The sequence below is a fragment of the Agrobacterium sp. B1(2019) genome (assembly GCF_008274755.1).
GTDB classification, from domain to species: Bacteria; Pseudomonadota; Alphaproteobacteria; order Rhizobiales; family Rhizobiaceae; genus Agrobacterium; species Agrobacterium salinitolerans.
Window position 1 is genome coordinate 1,790,454 of sequence record NZ_VTPB01000001.1, and the last position, 18,337, is coordinate 1,808,790.

The 18,337-nt window shown below is 60.7% G+C and carries 20 protein-coding genes; 7 read left to right on the top strand and 13 right to left on the bottom strand.

Annotation, left to right across the window (positions count from 1 at the left end; genetic code table 11):
* Positions 1-15 precede the first annotated feature (15 nt).
* A complete protein-coding gene (locus AGR1_RS08925; protein ID WP_136903022.1) occupies positions 16-2,208 on the top strand; it encodes a transglycosylase domain-containing protein in 2,193 nt (730 codons plus the stop codon).
* Between the two features lie 62 nt (positions 2,209-2,270).
* Here AGR1_RS08925 and AGR1_RS08930 read toward each other — a convergent pair whose 3' ends face one another.
* Positions 2,271-3,170 carry a LysR family transcriptional regulator ArgP gene (locus AGR1_RS08930; protein ID WP_080791109.1) on the bottom strand — a complete coding sequence of 300 codons (900 nt, stop codon included), beginning with the start codon at positions 3,168-3,170 and terminating at the stop codon, positions 2,271-2,273.
* A 377-nt stretch (positions 3,171-3,547) separates the two neighbouring features.
* Here AGR1_RS08930 and AGR1_RS08940 point away from each other — a divergent pair, with 377 nt between their 5' ends.
* A complete protein-coding gene (locus tag AGR1_RS08940; protein ID WP_080791111.1) occupies positions 3,548-4,156 on the top strand; it encodes a LysE/ArgO family amino acid transporter in 609 nt (202 codons plus the stop codon).
* On the opposite strand, the gene AGR1_RS08945 is transcribed toward AGR1_RS08940, so the two are convergent.
* Positions 4,153-5,541 carry a M20 family metallopeptidase gene (locus AGR1_RS08945; protein ID WP_080791112.1) on the bottom strand — a complete coding sequence of 463 codons (1,389 nt, stop codon included), beginning with the start codon at positions 5,539-5,541 and terminating at the stop codon, positions 4,153-4,155. The two genes, AGR1_RS08940 and AGR1_RS08945, sit on opposite strands and share 4 nt — an antisense overlap.
* A gap of 111 nt (positions 5,542-5,652) precedes the next feature.
* Here AGR1_RS08945 and AGR1_RS08950 point away from each other — a divergent pair, with 111 nt between their 5' ends.
* Entirely contained in the window at positions 5,653-6,240 is a 588-nt protein-coding gene (locus AGR1_RS08950) for a DUF1214 domain-containing protein (protein WP_080791113.1), read from the top strand.
* Positions 6,233-6,781 carry a DUF1254 domain-containing protein gene (locus tag AGR1_RS08955; protein WP_077982692.1) on the top strand — a complete coding sequence of 183 codons (549 nt, stop codon included), beginning with the start codon at positions 6,233-6,235 and terminating at the stop codon, positions 6,779-6,781. The genes AGR1_RS08950 and AGR1_RS08955 overlap by 8 nt, the downstream gene beginning before the upstream one ends.
* A gap of 19 nt (positions 6,782-6,800) precedes the next feature.
* Here the strand turns inward: AGR1_RS08955 and AGR1_RS08960 are convergent, their stop codons facing one another.
* Positions 6,801-6,989: a hypothetical protein gene (locus tag AGR1_RS08960; RefSeq protein WP_162854287.1), complete on the bottom strand. Its 189-nt coding sequence runs from the start codon at positions 6,987-6,989 to the stop codon at positions 6,801-6,803.
* Between the two features lie 561 nt (positions 6,990-7,550).
* Between AGR1_RS08960 and AGR1_RS08965 the strand changes: the two genes are divergently transcribed.
* A complete protein-coding gene (locus tag AGR1_RS08965; RefSeq protein ID WP_236760874.1) occupies positions 7,551-8,486 on the top strand; it encodes a DUF2336 domain-containing protein in 936 nt (311 codons plus the stop codon).
* A 73-nt stretch (positions 8,487-8,559) separates the two neighbouring features.
* Here the strand turns inward: AGR1_RS08965 and AGR1_RS08970 are convergent, their stop codons facing one another.
* From AGR1_RS08970 to AGR1_RS08980, 3 genes are all read right to left on the bottom strand, one after another.
* Positions 8,560-8,913: a DUF1491 family protein gene (locus AGR1_RS08970; RefSeq protein WP_080791115.1), complete on the bottom strand. Its 354-nt coding sequence runs from the start codon at positions 8,911-8,913 to the stop codon at positions 8,560-8,562.
* A 261-nt stretch (positions 8,914-9,174) separates the two neighbouring features.
* The gene (locus AGR1_RS08975; RefSeq protein WP_187772092.1) at positions 9,175-10,077 is read right to left on the bottom strand and encodes a peptidoglycan-binding protein; all 903 of its coding nucleotides are present in this window, start codon (positions 10,075-10,077) and stop codon (positions 9,175-9,177) included.
* Positions 10,049-11,581, bottom strand: a complete 1,533-nt coding sequence (locus AGR1_RS08980) for a HAMP domain-containing sensor histidine kinase (RefSeq protein ID WP_149146719.1) — start codon at positions 11,579-11,581, stop codon at positions 10,049-10,051. Before AGR1_RS08980 ends, AGR1_RS08975 begins: the two co-directional genes overlap by 29 nt.
* 487 nt (positions 11,582-12,068) lie before the next feature.
* Between AGR1_RS08980 and AGR1_RS08985 the strand changes: the two genes are divergently transcribed.
* Positions 12,069-12,494, top strand: a complete 426-nt coding sequence (locus AGR1_RS08985) for a DUF5330 domain-containing protein (protein ID WP_080791118.1) — start codon at positions 12,069-12,071, stop codon at positions 12,492-12,494.
* Positions 12,495-12,696: 202 nt separating this feature from the next.
* A complete protein-coding gene (locus AGR1_RS08990) occupies positions 12,697-13,113 on the top strand; it encodes a SufE family protein (protein WP_080791119.1) in 417 nt (138 codons plus the stop codon).
* A gap of 3 nt (positions 13,114-13,116) precedes the next feature.
* Here the strand turns inward: AGR1_RS08990 and AGR1_RS08995 are convergent, their stop codons facing one another.
* From AGR1_RS08995 to AGR1_RS09025, 7 genes are all read right to left on the bottom strand, one after another.
* Entirely contained in the window at positions 13,117-13,944 is an 828-nt protein-coding gene (locus AGR1_RS08995) for a DUF6456 domain-containing protein (RefSeq protein ID WP_149146720.1), read from the bottom strand.
* Positions 13,928-14,359 carry a helix-turn-helix domain-containing protein gene (locus tag AGR1_RS09000; RefSeq protein ID WP_149146721.1) on the bottom strand — a complete coding sequence of 144 codons (432 nt, stop codon included), beginning with the start codon at positions 14,357-14,359 and terminating at the stop codon, positions 13,928-13,930. The genes AGR1_RS08995 and AGR1_RS09000 overlap by 17 nt, the downstream gene beginning before the upstream one ends.
* Before the next feature lie 342 nt (positions 14,360-14,701).
* Positions 14,702-15,130 carry a MucR family transcriptional regulator Ros gene (ros, locus tag AGR1_RS09005; RefSeq protein ID WP_003509257.1) on the bottom strand — a complete coding sequence of 143 codons (429 nt, stop codon included), beginning with the start codon at positions 15,128-15,130 and terminating at the stop codon, positions 14,702-14,704.
* 427 nt (positions 15,131-15,557) lie between these two features.
* The gene (gene mnhG, locus AGR1_RS09010; protein WP_077982701.1) at positions 15,558-15,896 is read right to left on the bottom strand and encodes a monovalent cation/H(+) antiporter subunit G; all 339 of its coding nucleotides are present in this window, start codon (positions 15,894-15,896) and stop codon (positions 15,558-15,560) included.
* Positions 15,893-16,279: a cation:proton antiporter gene (locus AGR1_RS09015; protein ID WP_137409957.1), complete on the bottom strand. Its 387-nt coding sequence runs from the start codon at positions 16,277-16,279 to the stop codon at positions 15,893-15,895. Before AGR1_RS09015 ends, mnhG begins: the two co-directional genes overlap by 4 nt.
* Positions 16,276-16,755 carry a Na+/H+ antiporter subunit E gene (locus AGR1_RS09020; protein WP_149146722.1) on the bottom strand — a complete coding sequence of 160 codons (480 nt, stop codon included), beginning with the start codon at positions 16,753-16,755 and terminating at the stop codon, positions 16,276-16,278. Before AGR1_RS09020 ends, AGR1_RS09015 begins: the two co-directional genes overlap by 4 nt.
* Positions 16,752-18,329: a Na+/H+ antiporter subunit D gene (locus AGR1_RS09025; RefSeq protein ID WP_149146723.1), complete on the bottom strand. Its 1,578-nt coding sequence runs from the start codon at positions 18,327-18,329 to the stop codon at positions 16,752-16,754. The genes AGR1_RS09020 and AGR1_RS09025 overlap by 4 nt, the downstream gene beginning before the upstream one ends.
* Positions 18,330-18,337: the final 8 nt, after the last annotated feature.

The following is an 18,337-nucleotide window of genomic DNA, read 5'->3' on the forward strand; positions in this document are numbered from 1 at the left end:
GGAAAACATCGCCAGGTGCAGGAAGAAAAAAACGAAAAAAAAGGCCGGAAAAAACGGCACATCCTGCTCCGGATCGATAGCTTCATCGACTCCGGCCTGTGGACGGCTGCGGCAAGGCTGGTGGATTTCTGGGAAGATGTCACCATCGCCTCGCGCAAGCTGCATGTGCGGGGCTGGAAGAAGCTTCTCGTCAACCTGACCTGCGACGCGCTGACTTTCGGAACGGCGGGTTCCGTCGTGCTTTTGGCGCTTGCCATGCCGGCTTTCGAGGAAACCAAGAAGGACTGGCGTTATCGCGGCGATTTCGCCGTCACTTTCCTTGATCGTTACGGCAATACCATCGGCCATCGCGGCATCATTCATGAAGATTCTGTCCCGATCGACCAGATGCCGGACCATTTCATCAAGGCGGTGCTGGCGACCGAGGACCGGCGTTTCTTCGACCATTTCGGCATCGATTTCATCGGCCTTGCCCGCGCCATGAGCGAAAACGCCCGCGCCGGCGGCGTGGTGCAGGGCGGCTCGACGCTGACGCAGCAGCTGGCCAAGAACCTGTTCCTCACCAATGAGCGCTCGCTGGAGCGCAAGATCAAGGAAGCCTTCCTCGCGCTGTGGCTCGAGACCAACATGTCGAAGAAGGAAATCCTCAGCCTCTATCTCGACCGCGCCTATATGGGCGGCGGCACCTTTGGTGCTGCGGCAGCGGCGCAGTTTTATTTCGGCAAGAACCTGACCGACGTGACATTGGCCGAATCCGCCATTCTGGCCGGCCTGTTCAAAGCCCCGGCCAAATATGCGCCGCATGTCAACCTGCCCGCCGCGCGTGCCCGCGCCAACACGGTGCTTTCCAACCTGGTGCAGAGCGGGTTGATGACCGAGGGGCAGGTGATCGGCGCAAGGCGCAACCCGGCCACCGTCATCGACCGCGCCGATGTGAAGGCGCCGGATTATTTCCTCGACTGGGCTTTCGACGAAGTGCAGCGGCTGGCCGCCGAGGGCAAGTTCAGGGACCACACCGTGGTCGTGCGCACCACTATCGATACTGGCTTGCAGCAGGCCGCCGAACAGGCGATGGAAATGGGCCTGCGCGAATTCGGCGAAGGTTACCGCGTCAAGCAGGGCGCGATGGTGATGATCGAGAACGGCGGCGGCGTGCGCGCCATGGTCGGCGGCCGGGATTATGGCGAAAGCCAGTTCAACCGCGCCACGGCGGCGCTGCGCCAGCCGGGCTCTTCCTTCAAGGTCTACACCTACTCGGCCGCCATGGAAAAGGGCATGAAGCCGGAGACGCTGATCTCCGACGCGCCGGTGACCTGGCGCGGCTGGTCGCCGCAGAATTACGGCCGCTCCTATGCCGGCAAGGTGACGCTGCAGATGGCGCTCGCCAAATCCTACAACACCGTGCCCGTGCGTCTTGCCAAGGACGTACTCGGCACGCAGGTCATCGTCGATACCGCCAAGGCCATGGGTGTCGCCACGCCGCTGCGCAGCGACAAGACGATTCCGCTCGGGACATCGGAAGTGACGGTGCTCGATCAGGCCACCGCCTATGCCGTTTTCCCGGCCGACGGCATGCAGTCGCGCCGCCACGGCATCGAGCAGGTGCTGGATTACGAGGGCAACGTTCTCTACGATTTCAGCCACAACGAAGCGCCCGCCAAACGGGTACTTTCAGAAGACGCCAATTCGAAGATGAACCAGATGCTGGTGACGATCCCGGTCATGGGCACGGCTAGGCGCGGCGCACTGGATAACGGCATCGTTTCCGGCGGCAAGACCGGCACCTCGCAGGCCTATCGCGACGCCTGGTATGTGGGTTTCACCGGCAATTACACCACGGCCGTCTGGTTCGGGAACGACGATTTCACGCCGATGAACAATATGACGGGAGGCGCGCTTCCGGCCATGACTTTCAAGCGGCTGATGGACTATGCCCATCAGGGCATGGAGCTGCGCCCCATTCCCGGCATCCAGAACCCGTTGCCGACAGGTGCGCGCCCGCAACCTTCGGCGCAAGTGGCGGCCGCAGCCGCCAGCACCCCCGCCCTGCCAGCCCTCACCCGCCCACGCTCGCTCTCGGCCGAGGCAACGCGTGTGATCCGTTCCATCGCCAGGAAGATGAAGGACGCTTCGGCTTTGAGTGTGACGACGCAGAAGGTGGCGGATGCGTCGTTGCGCGAGGGCAAGGAGGATGCGGCACGGCGGTGAGGTTGCAGCGTGGGAAAGGGTGAGCCACGAACTCCGTCGCCGCCGCTTCTCCAAACCGCAACTTATCGCAACAACACCGCCCTCGCCGTCGCCACCACATTGGCCGTCAACCCGGTCAACCGCTCCGCCGCAAGCCGGTTCACCTGCCAATAAAGCGGAATATCAAGCGGCGTGCCCGGTATCAGCTCAACCAGCCGGCCAGCAGCCAGATGCTCCGAAACCAGTTGCACCGGATTGAGCCCCCAGCCCATGCCGGAAAGGCTCGCCTTCACGAAGCCGTCCGTCGAGGGCAGCCAGTGGGTGGGATAGGAGACCTCCTCGCCCAGCGCCTGCCTGATCCAGCTCGCCTGCAGCCTGTCCTTCTGGTTGAAGGTGAGTCCCGGCGCGCGGGCAAGGGCAGCGGGCGTGACGCCCCCGGCGAAATGGCGGGCCATGAAATCCGGGCTGGCGGTGGCATGATAGCGCAACACGCCGAGCGCTGTGACCCGGCAGCCCTGCACGGGCTTGGCATGGGCCGTGACGGCGGCAAGCACCCTGCCGCCGCGCAGCCATTCCACCGTGTGGTCCTGATCGTCCACCGCAATATTGACGAGATAATCGCAGCCGCCGGTGAATTTCGAAACCGCATCCAGAAACCATGTGCCGAGGCTGTCGGCGTTTGTGGCGATGTTGAGCGTCACGCGCTCCTGCGCCGATCCCGCTTCCGCCAGCGCCGGAAGTTGTCGGAACAATTCGCTTTCCAGCATGCCGACATGATCCATGTGACGGCAGAGCCATTCGCCCTTTTCCGTCGCCACGCAGGGATTGCCGCGCACGATCAGCACCACGCCCAGCCGCTCCTCCAGTTGCTTGATGCGCTGGGAGACGGCCGATGGCGTGACGCACAGCACCTGCGCCGCCTTCTCGAAACTGCCGGTCTGGGCCACGAGCGCCACGGCCCGCATGGAGGGATAGTCGAGCATTATGATACCCGCTGTGAAGGCTGGTTTTGACATAGCACGTGTAAGGACTCGGACCATTGGCGGCGGTCCTCCCTTCCCTCATTCCTGTGCTTGTCACAGGAATCCAGCAAGCCTAAGTCCTTGGGCTGAAAAGACTCTCTTGTCGCGCAGACGCGCGTCGGCTGGATTCCTGTGACAAGCACAGGAATGAGGATGGAGGTGAGGAAAGCGCTCATGATATCCGTCCGTGGAATAGCGTTGCGGCTCATTAGTTCAGCTTATCTGGATTGAGTTTATTTAACTGGATTAAACCATCTGACGGAAATATCCAAGCACTCGGTCCGGAAGCAACGCCTTCGGCCATTCCACAATGGACAGAGGCAGGGGCCGCGACGCGCATGGATATCCAGATCTTCTTCACCGGCCTGACGATGGGCCTCAGCCTCATCGTCGCCATCGGCGCGCAGAATGCGTTTGTGCTGAAACAGGGGCTGGCGCGTTCGCATGTGTTTGCAGTCTGCGCCACCTGCGCCCTTGCCGATGCGCTGTTGATTACGGTGGGCGTGTTCGGCTTTCAGCGGATCAGCGCCGTCATGCCGGCGCTCGATCCCATCATGCGTTATGCGGGGGCCGCCTTCCTCGTCTGGTATGGCGCCAAAAGCCTGCATTCGGCGCTGCGCTCCTCCGAGGCGCTTTCGGTGGCGGAGCGGCAGGAGGCTAGCCTGTGGCAGACGCTGGCCATATGTCTCGCGCTCACCTTTCTCAATCCTCACGTCTATCTGGATACCGTCGTGCTGCTCGGCACCATTTCCACGCAGTTTCCCGGCTTCGAAAAGACTTTCGCGGCGGGCGCGGCCACCGGTTCGCTGGTGTTCTTCTTTTCACTGGGTTACGGCGCGCGCTGGCTGCGGCCGATCTTCGAGAAACCGTCTGCCTGGCGCATTCTTGAAGGCGTCATCGCCGTCACCATGTGGGCCATCGCCTTCAAGCTTGTCATTGGCGCCTAAAGCGGCGGCGTGTCGCCGGCTCCGATATCCCAATAGAGCCCGGCCATAAGGGTAAGCGCCTCGCGGGCGATCTCCTTCGGCAAATGTTCGTTCGGCGCATGCTGCGAGCAGCCGGGATAGGAATGGGGCACCCAGATGGTGCGCAGTCTGAGGATATCGGCAAAGATATCGTTGGGCAGCGAACCGCCGAGATTGGGCAGAAGCGCCGGTTTTCTGCCCGTGGTGCGGGCAATGGAGCGCAGCGTGAAATCCACCCATGGGTCCTGCGGATCGAGCCGGGTCGCGCGGAAAATCTCGTCGCCGGCAGGTGCGATTTCCACCATGGCGAAACCCTGCCGGTCGAGGTGACGCCGCACGGCGGGCAGAACCGCCTCCGGATCGATACCGACAACGAAACGCAATTGCAGACGCGCCCATGCCCGTGGCGGAATGGCGTTGACCGGCGCACGCGGATTGCCGGTCTCGAAAGCCAGCACTTCCAGCGCGCACCAGCCGAACACCCGCTCGGCGGTGGAAAGGCCGGGCTCGCCCCAGTCCGGATCGATCTTCGGGCCGTCCGGCCCGCCATCGATTTCACAATCGGCAAGAGCCTCACGCACCGCTTTCGGCAATTCCTCCGGCACCAGTTCCGGCACGCGGATCTGGCCGGTCGGGCCGACGAGACTTGCGACGGCATGGGCCAGCTGCACGCCGGGATTGGACAGCGCCCCGCCCCAATTGCCGGAATGATGGCCGCCCTCTCGCGCCTCGATCACCAGATCGAAGGTGATGCCGCCCCTAGCGCCGAGAAAAACCGTAGGCCGTTCCGCATTCAGGCGCGGGCCGTCGGAGGCGATCAGAAGATCGGCTTTCAGCCGCTCGCCATGGTTCCGGCAAATCTCCCTCAGGCCGGGGGATCCCCTCTCCTCGCCCATCTCGATCAGATATTTGGCGTTGAAACCAAGCCTGCCGCGTGTCTCGAGCACGGCCTTCAACGCCGCCATATTGACGGAATGCTGCCCCTTATTGTCGGCGGTGCCGCGCCCATACCACCTGCCATTGCGTTCAGACATCACAAAGGGCGAAAGGCCCTCGGCCCAGCCCTCGTCCTGACCGCGCACCACATCCCCGTGGCCGTATCCCAGCACGGTCGGCAGCGTGTCGCCCTCGAAACGCTCGGCGATCAAAAACGGCAAATCCGCCGCCGGGTCGCGCAGGATGGTGCAGGAAAAACCCATGGCGGCGAATGCGGGCAGCATTTCCTGTTCGAGATAAAGCGTCAGTTCCTCGCCCTGCTCCTCATTCTGGCTTTCGGTCCGTCGCAAAACGCGTTGCGACAAATCCCGCTCGAAGTCGCCATCGTCGAAACAGGCGGCGGCACGGTCGATTGCGGATTGTCGCGACATGATGGAATATCCCTGGTTGTGATCATTTTCACGAAGACTAAACAAGCCGCGCCATTTTCCAAACAGGGAATCAGTGATAGTCCTCGACCTGTTCAAAAACGGGAAAACAGCGTGTTCCGAGTTCCATTCCTTGTCGGCATCGCCCTTCTGATCGCCTTTGGCGGCGGTATTGCCGCGACGCTGGCAGCCCTTGAAGCGACATCCGGCTTTGGATCGATCCGCGTCGGCTCCTGGGACGCGTTTCCCGTGGCGCAGACGATCGAGGCCGATCCTTACGCCAAATCGCACCGCGCCGACGCCGGCAAGCTGCTTTACGGAACCGCAGAAGGGCTGGCCTTCACCGCCTCCGTCGACAGCGATGGGCAACGCCTGAGCGGCGAGTGCCGCTACCAGCTGGCCGGCGCCGTGCCGCCCGCACGTTTCTGGACGATTTACACCGCCGATCAGCAGGGCAATGTGCTGGCGGAGGATGCGGGGCGGCCCTTCGCGCTGAATTCCCGCACGCTTTTGCGCAGCGCCGATGGCGGCGTCGACATCACCATCGCCGCTGACGCCCAGACCTATAACTGGCTGTCGGTGCCGCAGGGCCAGACCTTCAGGCTGGTCATGACCCTGCTCGACACGCCCGTCGCGGGCAGTTCCGGCCTGATTGATATCTCCATGCCGCAAATCCGCAAGCTGGGGTGTGGCAATGCTTAGGGTTCTGCTCGCCATCCTCACTGGTCTCGTCGGCGCAGCCGTGCTGCATGTCATCATTCTTCTGGCGATACCGCATTTCAGCAATCGCGACGCCTATACGCGCGCGGTGGCGGAAGGAAAGCCGCATCAGTTTCATCTGCTCGAAGAGACGGCGGAGAAAAAGACGCTTGGCAGCGGCGATCCCTTCATGCGGGTCGCGGTCTGCACCTTCGATATCGAGGACAAGCCGGTCAGGCTCACCGCCATCGGGGCCGTGCCCTTCTGGTCGGTCGCGGTTTACGACAAGGCCTCGAATGAGGTTTTCAGCATGAATGACCGCACGTCCGCCGGCGGGGTGATGGATATTCTGGTGGCGGATGCGGTGCAGATCGCCGCCATCCGCAAGGCGCAACCACCCGCGCTTTCGCAGGCCATTCTGGCGGAATCGGATCAGACGAAAGGGTATGTGGTGTTGCGGACCATGGTGCCGCAGCCGAGTTTCGGCGAAGAGGCGGAACGGTTCCTGAACGAGGCGAAATGCCAGCCGACGGCGTGGAAATAACGTCGGTTATTCTGCGTCGTCAGGATTTGAGGGCGGTTTCCGCTGCGGATTTACCCTTGCGCGCGACTTTTCCGGTCGGCTCGGTATCGCGTTTTTCATAACGCACGCCGGTAAACAGCACGACTTTCGCCGGGCCGATCACGGTTGCCACCGCGCCGGCGGGGCGCAGGTTTCGTCGGGCGTCGCCGATTGGAATAATCTCTGCCATGCTCATCTCCTCTTCGGGACATGATTGTCAATGTTGCCCATGGGAACCGCGCAAGCCTCGTCTTGCGTCGGGAATTTCATCACCATCACATTGCGCATAGGCCAGTCCACAGACTGGTTTTCGCACGATCCAAAAATCCAAGGCGATTCTTATAAGGGGATCGTGCGCAGATTCAGGCTTCACATGCCATTTTCTCATTTATTCCGTCGATAAGAATAACATGGAATCCTAATACTGCCCATGAAATTACAAACAGACAGAGGTTAATGATCCGTTAACCTTAATTGCCGGACCCCAACTTCTTCCGGCCGGAGCTGCCCGCCTTGAAAACAAAGGCGATGCGGTAAAGTTCCACGGTCCTTCGTCCGCCATCAAGGTTTTAAAATTTCCTTGTTGAAAGATGCGGATTCTCTCTTGCCACCCCCCATAGTTAACAGGGCGTCAACGCATTTGCTCTAATTTGAGCCGATATTGTGTTTGCGTTTGTTGGGTAGTGCGTTGACCGACCGGTTTCGAGAACTTGAGAGGCCAAGAGCCGTGAGGAAGAAAGATGTGGTGCTGATGGCCACCGTGACGAATTTCGAGAATGTTTCACATCCGTCAAAAACGGACCTTCGGCAGTTCGCCGAACTTTTCATGCCGCTTTTCAACGCCTCCACCGATGAAGCCAAGCGGGAGGCGATCGCCGCACTCTCGCAGCATCCGAGCGTGCCTTCGGCCGTCGCCTTCTTTATCGCCTGCCAGCCGATTTCGCTTGCAGCGCCATTCCTTATTTCCTCCAAATGCCTCGATGACGACACGCTGATCACCATTGCCCGCACGCAAGGGGCGGCGCATGCGCGCGCCATCGTGCGCCGTGAAGACCTCTCCCCCACCGTCATCGACGCGCTTGTCGGGCTGCGTCACGCCGAAGATCTGAAGCGTCCGGATGAACAGACGACGGCTGCCGAACCGCAGGCAGCGGAAAGCCCTGAAGAGCCGAAAGCGGAAGAAAAGACGGACAACCTCGCCGCCGCCTCCGCGCTCGAAGAGGAAATGCGCCAGCGGATCAAGCAGATGGCGCATCACCTCAACCGCCCGGAAAGCGACGTTCTCGGCCTTCGCCGGCTGAGCGAGGTGCAGGAAGCGCTGCTGGTGCGTTTCGCCCGCGAGCGCAACGCCCGGCAATTCGCGGTGACGCTGGCGGATTCTCTCTCCTCCAGCTACTGGCTGTCGGAGCGCATCATGCTCGATATATCAGGCGCGCAGCTGGCAACGACGCTGACCGGCCTTGGCATGGAATTTTCCGAAGCGGCTTTCGTGCTGCAATGTTTCTATCCGCATCTTTCCGCCGCCGCAGGCGATATGAGCCGTGCCGAAGCCCTGCTCGACCGTCTCGACATCGTGGAATGCGAAGAGCGGCTGGAAAGCTGGCGGCGGGCCGACAGCTATACGCATGGCCGCGAACGACCGAGCCGCAACATACCGGCTGCGCAGAGAACCGGGACGCAAGGATAGTCAGGTCCAGACTTGCGCCTTTTGCGGCGCGAGGCCCTTCGCGGACGGAAAACCGGGGTCTGCTTTCCTGGCTCTAGGCCTTGGGCTGGTCCACCAGCGTCAGCAGAGTTCCAATCTCGTCGGTTTCGATCTCCACCACCCACAGGTCGCTGTCGAAACGACGCTCCCTTTCCAGAAGAGCGGCACTTTCCTCGCCATCCGCACCGGCAAGGCGCGTTTCGAAGCGGCGCTCGGCGCGGATGTCCTCGTCATCGGCGAAACTTTGCGGCGCGGGCCCATAGAGGTTCTCGCGGCCATCGCGCAGACGCTGGCGAACAAAGATCGCTCCCGCCTCCTCCGCCCCCTTCTTTTCGACAGCCGCAAATCCGCCGGCGGCGAAGACGCGGCGGATGAGGGCTGAGACGAACATTTCGGATTTGAGGCGCATGGGGTGCTTTCGATGGAAATGGTGGGCATGCTGTTGTTGATTTTGGGCGGCCGAAGGTGCGCGGGGCTTAACCCCCCTCTGCCCTGCCGGGCATCTCCCCCTCAAGGGGGGAGATCGGCAAGAGGCTCTTCCACTGCTCCATTCTCAAACGTTGAGATGGGCGAGCGCTTGCCGCGGATCGATCTCCCCCTTGAGGGGGAGATGCCCGGCAGGGCAGAGGGGGGTAAGCCCAGCGCACCTTCCTCCGCGAAAATCCGACCTCTAAAGCGCCCCGATCGACTTCAGCTTCTTCAGCACGACCTCACTCGGCTCGCCGGTTTCCGGCAGGCGATAATGTTTTTCAAACGCCCTGATAGCATTACGGGTCTGCTGGCCGGCCACACCGTCCACCTTCACATCGGCATAAGCGATATTGATCAGCCCCTGCTGGATTTTGGCGACCAGCTCCCGGCTTGCCGGTTTGGCAGCGCTGCTGAGGGAGGCCGGCTCGGCCTTCGGGCGCGGCGCTTCCGCCTTGCGGATGGCGGCCGCAACCGGGTCGATTTCCACTCCACCGCCGCTGGTGTCGGAAGGCCGTTCCCTGGGGATTGCGGCAACGGTCGCGCCATCGATCTTCAGCGCCGCCAGCACCCGGGTCGTCGGCTCGCCGGTCTGTTCCATACCGAGCGTTTCTTCGAAGAACATGATGGCGGCGGCGGTGCGCGGACCCATGCGGCCATCCGCCTCGCCTTCGTAAAGCCCGCGTTTCTTCAGTTCTGTCTGAATATCGGCAACGATCTGCTGCGGCTTCTGACTTTCTGCAACAGATTGCGCCGGCGTCTCGGCCGCCGGCTGCTGCGTGTTTTGCGTCTCCGCCGGTCGTTCTATTCGGAAGGTGGTGACATTGCCCTGCACGCCGAGATGCTCGGCCGGGCGATAACCGGCAATGCCGTTCGGGTTTTCCGCGTCGCGCGTGCGAAGGAAAGGCGACGGGTGCACACCCGGCTGATACCAGAGCGCATTGGCGGCGACAAAACCGAAGACGACCGCAAAAGCGCCTGAGCCGCCCACCAGTTTCGGACGGCGCAGGATTTCTCGCCCGATGGCCGAAACCACCAAGGAAACAAGCCCGGCGCCAATCTGGGCCGTTGTTTTCTTAGGCGGTTTTCGCTTTCGCGGGGCCATTGTCACCATCCTTTTTCATCATTGCGGCCATATCGCCGAGCTGCCGGATGCGCGGCGGAAATTCCACCATGCTTTCGGCTTCGGCGCTTTCGCCGCCACCCGCCATGCCCGAACCGTCGGCAGGCAGGGTGATCGTTACGACCGTTCCCTCGCCGGGCTTGCTGGCGATGGCGAAAGTGCCGCCATGCAGTGCCACAAGCCCCTTGACCAGGGACAATCCCAGACCCGTGCCCTCATAGCGACGGGTATATTCATTCTGAACCTGCATGAAGGGCTGGCCCAGCAATTCGATCTTGTCGGAAGCGATGCCGATGCCGGTGTCGCTCACCGTCAATTTCAGCATCGCGCCCTCACGCGCAGCGTCGATCGACACCACACCACCCGCATCGGTGAATTTTATGGCGTTGCCGGCAAGATTGATCAGAACCTGCCGGATGGCGCGCTGATCAGCCGAAATTTCGCCGACACCGCGCTGGATGCGGCTGGTCAAAGTCAGACCCTTTTCCTTCGCCTGCAGGCTGAGCATCGCCTCGCAGGACGAGATGGTCTCGGCAATCGGGAAGCTTTCCATCATCAGTTCGTAACGGCCGGCTTCCAGCTTGCTCATATCGAGCATGGTGTTGACGACAGAGAGAAGATGCGCACCTGACTGGCGGATGAGACCGACATATTCCCGCTGGCGGTCGTTCTCCAGCCGGCCGAAATATTCGCCGGCCAGAATATCGGAAAAACCGAGGACGGCGTTGAGCGGCGTGCGCAGCTCGTGGCTGACGGCGGCGAGAAAGCGCGATTTCGCGTCATTGGCCGATTCCGCTTCGGCCGCCTTGCGGGCGACATCGCGGCGCAGGCGTACCATGTCGGTAACATCGGTCAATTGGGCGACGATACGGCGCAGGCGGCCCGTTGAACCACGAATGGCCGTCATTTCGATGCGGCCGTGCATGAATTGCGCCTGACGCGACTTCGCACCGGTCTCGAAGCGAAGTTCCACCGTCGCCCTGTCCTCCCCCTGCCGCAACATGTCGAAAGCCTGCATCAGTTCGATGCGGTCGGAAACATGGACGTATTCAACGAGAACATGGCCCTTGCTGGCCTGGAGGTCGTTCGGGAACGCCGCGAGATCGCGACCGGAGACGTGCTCGACGAAACCGGTCTCACCGATCATCAGCACGAGGCCCGGCACCTGCGATGCCGCGATAAGGTCGTCGTGCACCGGCGAGACCGAATGGGAAGATGCGCCGCGTGCGGAGTGGGCAAAGGCAATCAGAAGTGCGGCGGCAGCCAGAAACAGCGCCAGCACCAGAGCAGCGCCAATGGGCAGTGCAATGGCGGGGCTGACGACAAGGCTGAAAAGGGCCGGCGTCACAACAAGACCGACGGCGCTGAAGGCGATCAGCCAGCGCAGGCGCGCAACGGTTCCGGCGCGCCTTTCGGTGTCCTCTTCCATGCGCGCAAGCCATCTGCCTGCGGCATGGTCGACCAATGCGACCGCTTTTTCTCTCATATTACGCAATACCAACACCGAATCCCTGAGGCGGTTCTAACGGCTCCGACAATAGAAGGCGGCGGCTTAAGGAATGGATAAAAAGAATGGCCTCAAAGGCCCGTCAAATGCTGCGCAGTCCCATTACGGGGCATTTCTTCGAAGCTTTCCCAATCATGGTTAATGACGGGTAAGCGACGGATTTCGCTTCATTTTTGCCATCATGTTAACTTTTGTGGCAAAGCCGTGCGCCGCTTTCGCCCGGAACGCGCGGCCTCTGTCGCAATTATGCTTAACATCGACTGTTAAAATTCGAATGAATTCCCAGCAGGCGTCCCGATACGAGGAGAATAGATACAATTTGAATTAAATTGCGTCGCTTTTTGCAATCGGCTGTTCGCCGGTCGCCTGTAGCTTCTTCACAAGCCCGAAAAACGGGACAAAGGCCGATGACCCGAAACCGGGCGGGGCTTTAGAAAACAAAGATCATCTGGCAGGGTGTCCGACAATGTGGTTTCTGATCAAAGGAACATTCTGGTTTTCGCTGGTGCTGGTGGCGCTGTCCTATCTCGGCAGCAGCAACGATCCGGCCAAGGAACCTTCGGCCTTCGATATTCCCAGCGCCGTTTCGGCCGCCGGTGAAGCCTATCGTTATGTCAGCGCCATCTGCATCGAAAAGCCCGATGTCTGCGTCAAGGGCGCCGAAACTTTCCATGCGCTCGGCGAGAGGGCAAAGGAAGGGGCGAAGGTCGCCTATGAATTGCTGGACAAGCAGCTCGCTTCCGGCGACAAGCCCGCTCCCGCGGCTGAACTCGCAGTCGAGACCGAAAAACTGGCCGAAGCTCCGGTCGTCAGCGTCGAATTTCCGAAGGATACCGACATGCTGAAGACCGGCACCGTCATTCCCCTGCCGCAGAAACGCCCTGCGCCCTGATGCTGTCGCCCTGATCTCTGCCGGCCAGCGCGCCACAACCCCTTTTTTTGCAGCCGAAAATATCCGGCTGCCGATTGCCTGCCTGACTTACCCACGGAAACCTGTTTTCCGTGGGCTTTTTCATGGTCCATGGTTCAAAACCGGCCGCGCTTCCCCTATATCCTAGCAAACACCTTGCAATGATGGATGATACGGCGCGCAAATGGCCTCTCTCGAAACGATCCTTGACGACTTCGCCTTCCTCGACGACTGGGAGGATCGCTATCGCTATGTCATCGAACTCGGCAAGGCGCTTCCCGATCTGCCGGAAGACAAGCGCACGCCCGAGAACAAGGTGCATGGCTGCGCAAGCCAGGTCTGGCTCGTCAGCCATAGCGATGGCGCCGAAGACCCTCTCCTGACCTTCGAAGGCGATTCGGATGCGCATATCGTGCGCGGCCTCGTCGCCATCGTGCTCGCTGTCTATTCCGGCAAGAGAGCCTCCGAAATCGCTGGTCTCGACGCGATCGAGGTGTTCGACAGGATCGGGCTGGTTGAACATCTGTCGTCGCAGCGCGCCAACGGGCTACGCTCCATGATCAAGCGCATCCGCGAGGAAGGCCGGCTGCTGGCCGCCTGACTTTCACCTCGTCATCGACGGGCGATAATCCGCATCGCCCCAATGGTGTTCCTTCCTGCCGGCGCGGGCCACAGGCGGCGCATAATGGCGGGCAAGCGCCAGCAGTGCTGCGCGCAACAGCAGTTTTGCCGACCGCGCCGGCCATTGCCTTTCGCGCTCCACCGTCTCCAGCCCCTTTTCGAAGCAGCAGATATCGATGGCGACGCCCGCCAGTTCTGGCCCCATCGCATCGGCCGCGCGGGAAAACCGCATTCTTGCGGCCATTGCAGCCTCGGTGAGATCGAGCACCCCTCCCGCCTCGCCTTTGGTGCGGTTCGCTATTCTCGGCTCCCATGTCGCTGTTACCTTCGGATTGAGATGGCCGCGATGAAAATCGGCGGCAAGGCGTTCACCCGCCCCCAGAGCATCCGCCGGGAAAAACGCTGCACCGTCCCGTTCCTTCAGCCTTGCAAGGCTGGTCAGGGGAGAGGTGTTGAGATTGCGCCGGGCCGGCTGCTTCCCTTCGCCGACATCCACAATAACCGTCTGCATATGCCGGTGCTGGTCCTGAAAAACCTCATCCCGGTCTTTCGCCATTGCACGTTTCAGCCAGGAAGCGAGCGGCGGCGTGGCGGAAAGAATGTTGTCCCGCTGCTCGACCAGCCCGGAAGAAACGGCGAACCGCACCGTCGCGGCCGAAAACCGCGGCATAGGATGGCCTGCCCGCGCCCGGCGCAGGACGATGTCGCCACCCTCCTGCGACATCTCCACCGCGCCCGCGGCGATGCAACGCAGCAGCCGCAGGAGATGAGGGTTTTGGGGTGCGACCGGGGCGCTACTTTTCGCTTTCATCCCGGCCGCCTTTCATCGCATTGAAGATATTGCCGGTGAGCCGCTCCAGCGCGGCGACGAACTCATCGAATGCCGGTTCGTCACGCCGATCCTCCACCACCTGGCAGGCATGGCCCACCGTCGTCCTGTCCCGGCCGAAACACGGCCCGATATCCGACATGGGAATGCCAAGCTGCACATGGCACACATACATGGCAATCTGGCGGATGTGGCATTCCGTGCGCCGGCTGTCGCGCCGCACCAGCGTTCGGCCTCCCGCCAATTGCACCATCTCGCCGGTTAGCTGCCGTACCAGACGGCAAAGACGGGAAATCTCCTCCCGCCCGGCCGCAGACGGCCAATGACGAAAAGGACGATCGCCGACCCGCACGCAAGGCCGCGCGGCGGCAGGCAGAAACACAGTATCCGACGGCATATGCAACTCCTCTACGAATAGGAATTAATTCATACACCTGGAAGCAATCGTGGGGAAGCGCAAATTTGCCACTGAAGATTATCTGATTGATACGGTTTTATTTTTGCAGAATTGACGTACACGAGAAAGGATTTTTTTCCTCCATCGAAATTTTACGCGGCAATAAAAAAGCCGGTCACAGGACCGGCTGAGCATACATCTGCATGGAACACGCACTCCAGCATCGCCAAAAACCGGAGCGAGCCGCTTTCGCTGGCGCCTTCTCCCCGCTGGGGAGAAGGTCGCGGCAGCGGGTTGATGCGGCGGGGAGAAAAAACAGGTCCCGCCGGACAGTCTATAAAATCAACGGCTGGCCTTACGGCGCTGACCGAGACCCATTTCCTTGGCGAGCCGCGAGCGGGCTTCGGCATAGGCGGGCGCAACCATCGGATAGTCGACAGGCAGGTCCCATTTTTCGCGATATTCTTCCGGCGTCATGCTGTGATGCGTCGTGAGATGTCGCTTGAGCGACTTGAACGAGCCGCCGCATTCCAAACAGACGATGTGATCGTCCTGAACCGACTTGCGGACAGAGACGGCAGGCTTCTGCTTTTCGACATTGACCGCCACCGACGCCGGCGCCGATGTTCCGCTGAGCGCCGTGTGAACATCCGAAATAAGACCGGGAAGCTCAGTTACCGGAACGACGTGGTTGCTAACATAGGCAGCCACAATATCCGCCGTCAGTTCGACCAGCAGATCCTGGGCGTTACCGTATGCAGTTTCCGTCATTTAAGTATCTCCTGTTTATTGATCCCCTGACGCGGGCAAACGCCGCATCGAGCGATGTGAAGTTACCCGGTGCCCCACCTTCGCCTTGTTGAAACCAACATGAAACCTACCCCTAGATTTCGAGCGAAAACCGGAAACGAATTGGTCCGAGATTCAACGTATGGCCTGCGACATGGGCAGCAATGGCCCGGCGGGCCATAGATTAGACATTAATAAAATGTCTATGCCGACTATGAAGAGGCTAGATGCAAATTGCGTTTGGCAATTTTACACTTAATTTGGATAACAGCAAAACAGCAAAAGTCAAATTCCTATTGCGGATTTTTCAGTTCAAAACAGTCTAATTGGAATACAAAAAATTACGGGTAATAAAATACTAGGCCAAGTGGCAATTGAAAATGAATACCCCCAATTATTGGGGGTATTTTCAACTTGAAATTTTCTTCATGTCATCAACTACCGATTTAACGGCAAGCGGATAACCTGCCTTATGAGCGGCCATGGCAAGAAGATGCGCCGAGACCGGCGCCGTAAGGACAAAGAAGAAGAAACCGGCAAGCGCCCGCGCCAGCGTCGATATTTCCATGGAATGGATGCCGACCGCCAGAAGCAGCAGGCCTGAACCCACCGTTCCCGCCTTGGAAGCCGCATGCATGCGGGTATAGACATCCGGCAGCCGATTGAGCCCGATTGCCGCGATCAGCGAGAAAATGGCGCCCGAGAGCAGCAGCACCGAAACGAAAATAGTCACAACCCAATTCATCATCGCCGGCCCTTTCCCTTTCCGCCTACAACGCCTTTTTTCATCGTTTTTTCAACGACTTCAGATGCCCTCTCACCATCGAGAACCGTCGTCGGTCCGCGCCGTTCGTCCAGGCCGCGCGACAATACGAAGCGGGCGAAGGCCACCGTTGCCAGAAAACCGACCAGCCCGAGCGCAATGGCGATGTCGACGTAAAGATTGAAGCCGGTGCGGATGGCGATGACCGCGATGAAGCCGATGGCGATGCCCACCAGCATGTCGAGCGCAACGATACGGTCCGGCAAGGTGGGGCCGACGACGACCCGATATACTGTCAGCAAAAAGGCGGCCGACAGAACAACCGATGCAAGTATAGTTGCAAATGAAACTGTCTGTTCTGGCGTCATATTTGAAACGCCTCCATGATCTTTTTTTCAAAGCCGTTGCGGATGTCGTTTTTCGTGGCCTCGACATCGCTGCAGTCGATCGCGTGCACGTAAAGCGTTTTTCTGTCCGCCGAAACATCGACCGAAAGCGTGCCCGGCGTGAGCGTGATGAGGTTGGCGAGCAGCGTGATCTGGAAATCCGTCGTCACCGCAAGCGGATAGGCGAAAATGCCGGGCTGCACGTCGAGCTTCGGCCGCGTCACCAGCATGGCGACCTTCCATGCGGAGAGCGCCAGCTCCTTGAAGAACAGCAGCACCAGCGACAGCATACGGGCGAACCTGAGCCAGTGGTTACGTCCGGCGGGAAGCTGGTGGCGGATGATGCCAAGCGCGAGCGTCGAAACGACGAGGGCGAACAGGATGTTCGCCAGACTGACGCTGCCCGTGACAGCGAGCCATACGGCGACGAAAAGCAGTTGTACGACATAGAGGCTCATGGTTTGCCCCCTTCGGAAAAGACCGAGTTGATATAGGCCCGCGGGTCACCGAGGCCTGCGGCCGCCTGCTGGCTGAGATTGAGCAGGCTTTCCGGAAACAGGCCGAAGAATACCACCAGCAACGTCAGACCCACCAGCGGCGTAAAAGAGGGCGCTGCCGAGGGTGATGCCTGCGGCAGGGACGACTGACCTGAGGATGCCGCCACCGGACGCCAGAAACACAAAAGGAAGATTCGTCCGAAAGCGATGGTGGCGATGAAGCCGGAGGCGAGGATGGCGCCAGCGAGCCACCATGCGCCGATATCGATGGCAGACTTTAGCAGGACGGCCTTCGGCCAGAAGCCGGAAAAGGGCGGCAGGCCGGAACCGGCAAAGAACAGCGCCAGCGCCAGCGCCGAAAACCACGGAGCCTGCTGGTAAAGGCCCCTGAGTGAGGTGAGGCTGAAACCCCCGCCAAGGCGGGCGGCGTGGCCGGCGGCAAGATAAAGCGCCGTCATCAGCACCATGGAGTGCAGCGCGTAAAAAATTGCGCCTGAAACACCGGAGGGCGTGCCGATGGCGATACCGGCCATCATGTAACCGATGCCCGAGATGACGATATAACCGAGCATGCGGCGGATATCGTTCTGGGCGAGCGCGCCCATGGCGCCGAGCACCATGGTCAGCGCCGCCGAGATGGCGATGACGATGCTGAGTTCTTCCCGCTCGACCGGAAACAGCATGACCATGACGCGCAGCAGCGAATAGATGCCGACCTTGGTGAGCAGCCCCCCGAACAGGGCGGACACGACGATGCGCGGCGTGTGATAGGAGGCCGGCAGCCAGAAATTTACCGGAAAGGCCGCGGCCTTCATGGCGAAGGCGAGCGCGAACAGGCTCGCAAGCGTCATCAACGGCGCTGCGTCGCGCAGCGTCGTCGCCTTCCGGGCGATATCGGCCATGTTGAGCGTGCCGAAGATGGCGTAGAGATAACCGACCGTGATCAGGAACAGCGTCGTGCCGATGAGGTTGAGAATGGCGTATTTCAGCGCGCCGTCGATCTGCTCGCGCGTCGAGCCGAGCACGATGAGACCGAAGGATGAGATCAGCAGCACCTCGAACCAGACATAAAGATTGAAGATGTCGCCGGTCAGGAACGCGCCGGTCACGCCGGCCATCAAAAGCATCAGGAAGGGATAAAAACCGTATCGCCTGCCGCTGGCATCGATATCCGCGCCAGCATGGATGGCGCCCGCAAGCGCCACGATGGCGGCCGCAAGCGAGAGCAGCGCGCCCGTCAGGTCGGCGGTAAAGGCGATGCCGAAGGGCGGCAGCCAGCGACCCATCACCATGGTGAACGGGCCTTCAGCGGCGACCTTCCACAAAAGTGCGGCGTCGAGCAGCACCAGAAGGAACAGCGCCGCGATGGCGACGGCCGCGTGGTGGCGGATGGCGTGGCGCATCATCATCAGCACAGCGCCTGCGCCAATGCAGAGCGCGATGGGAAGAATGATCAGCCAGTCGGTGAGCGGCACGGGCGTCGTGACGAGCGCTACGGAAAGATCGGTGACTGCGGAAGTGGTGGAAGATGCCATCTTGTCTC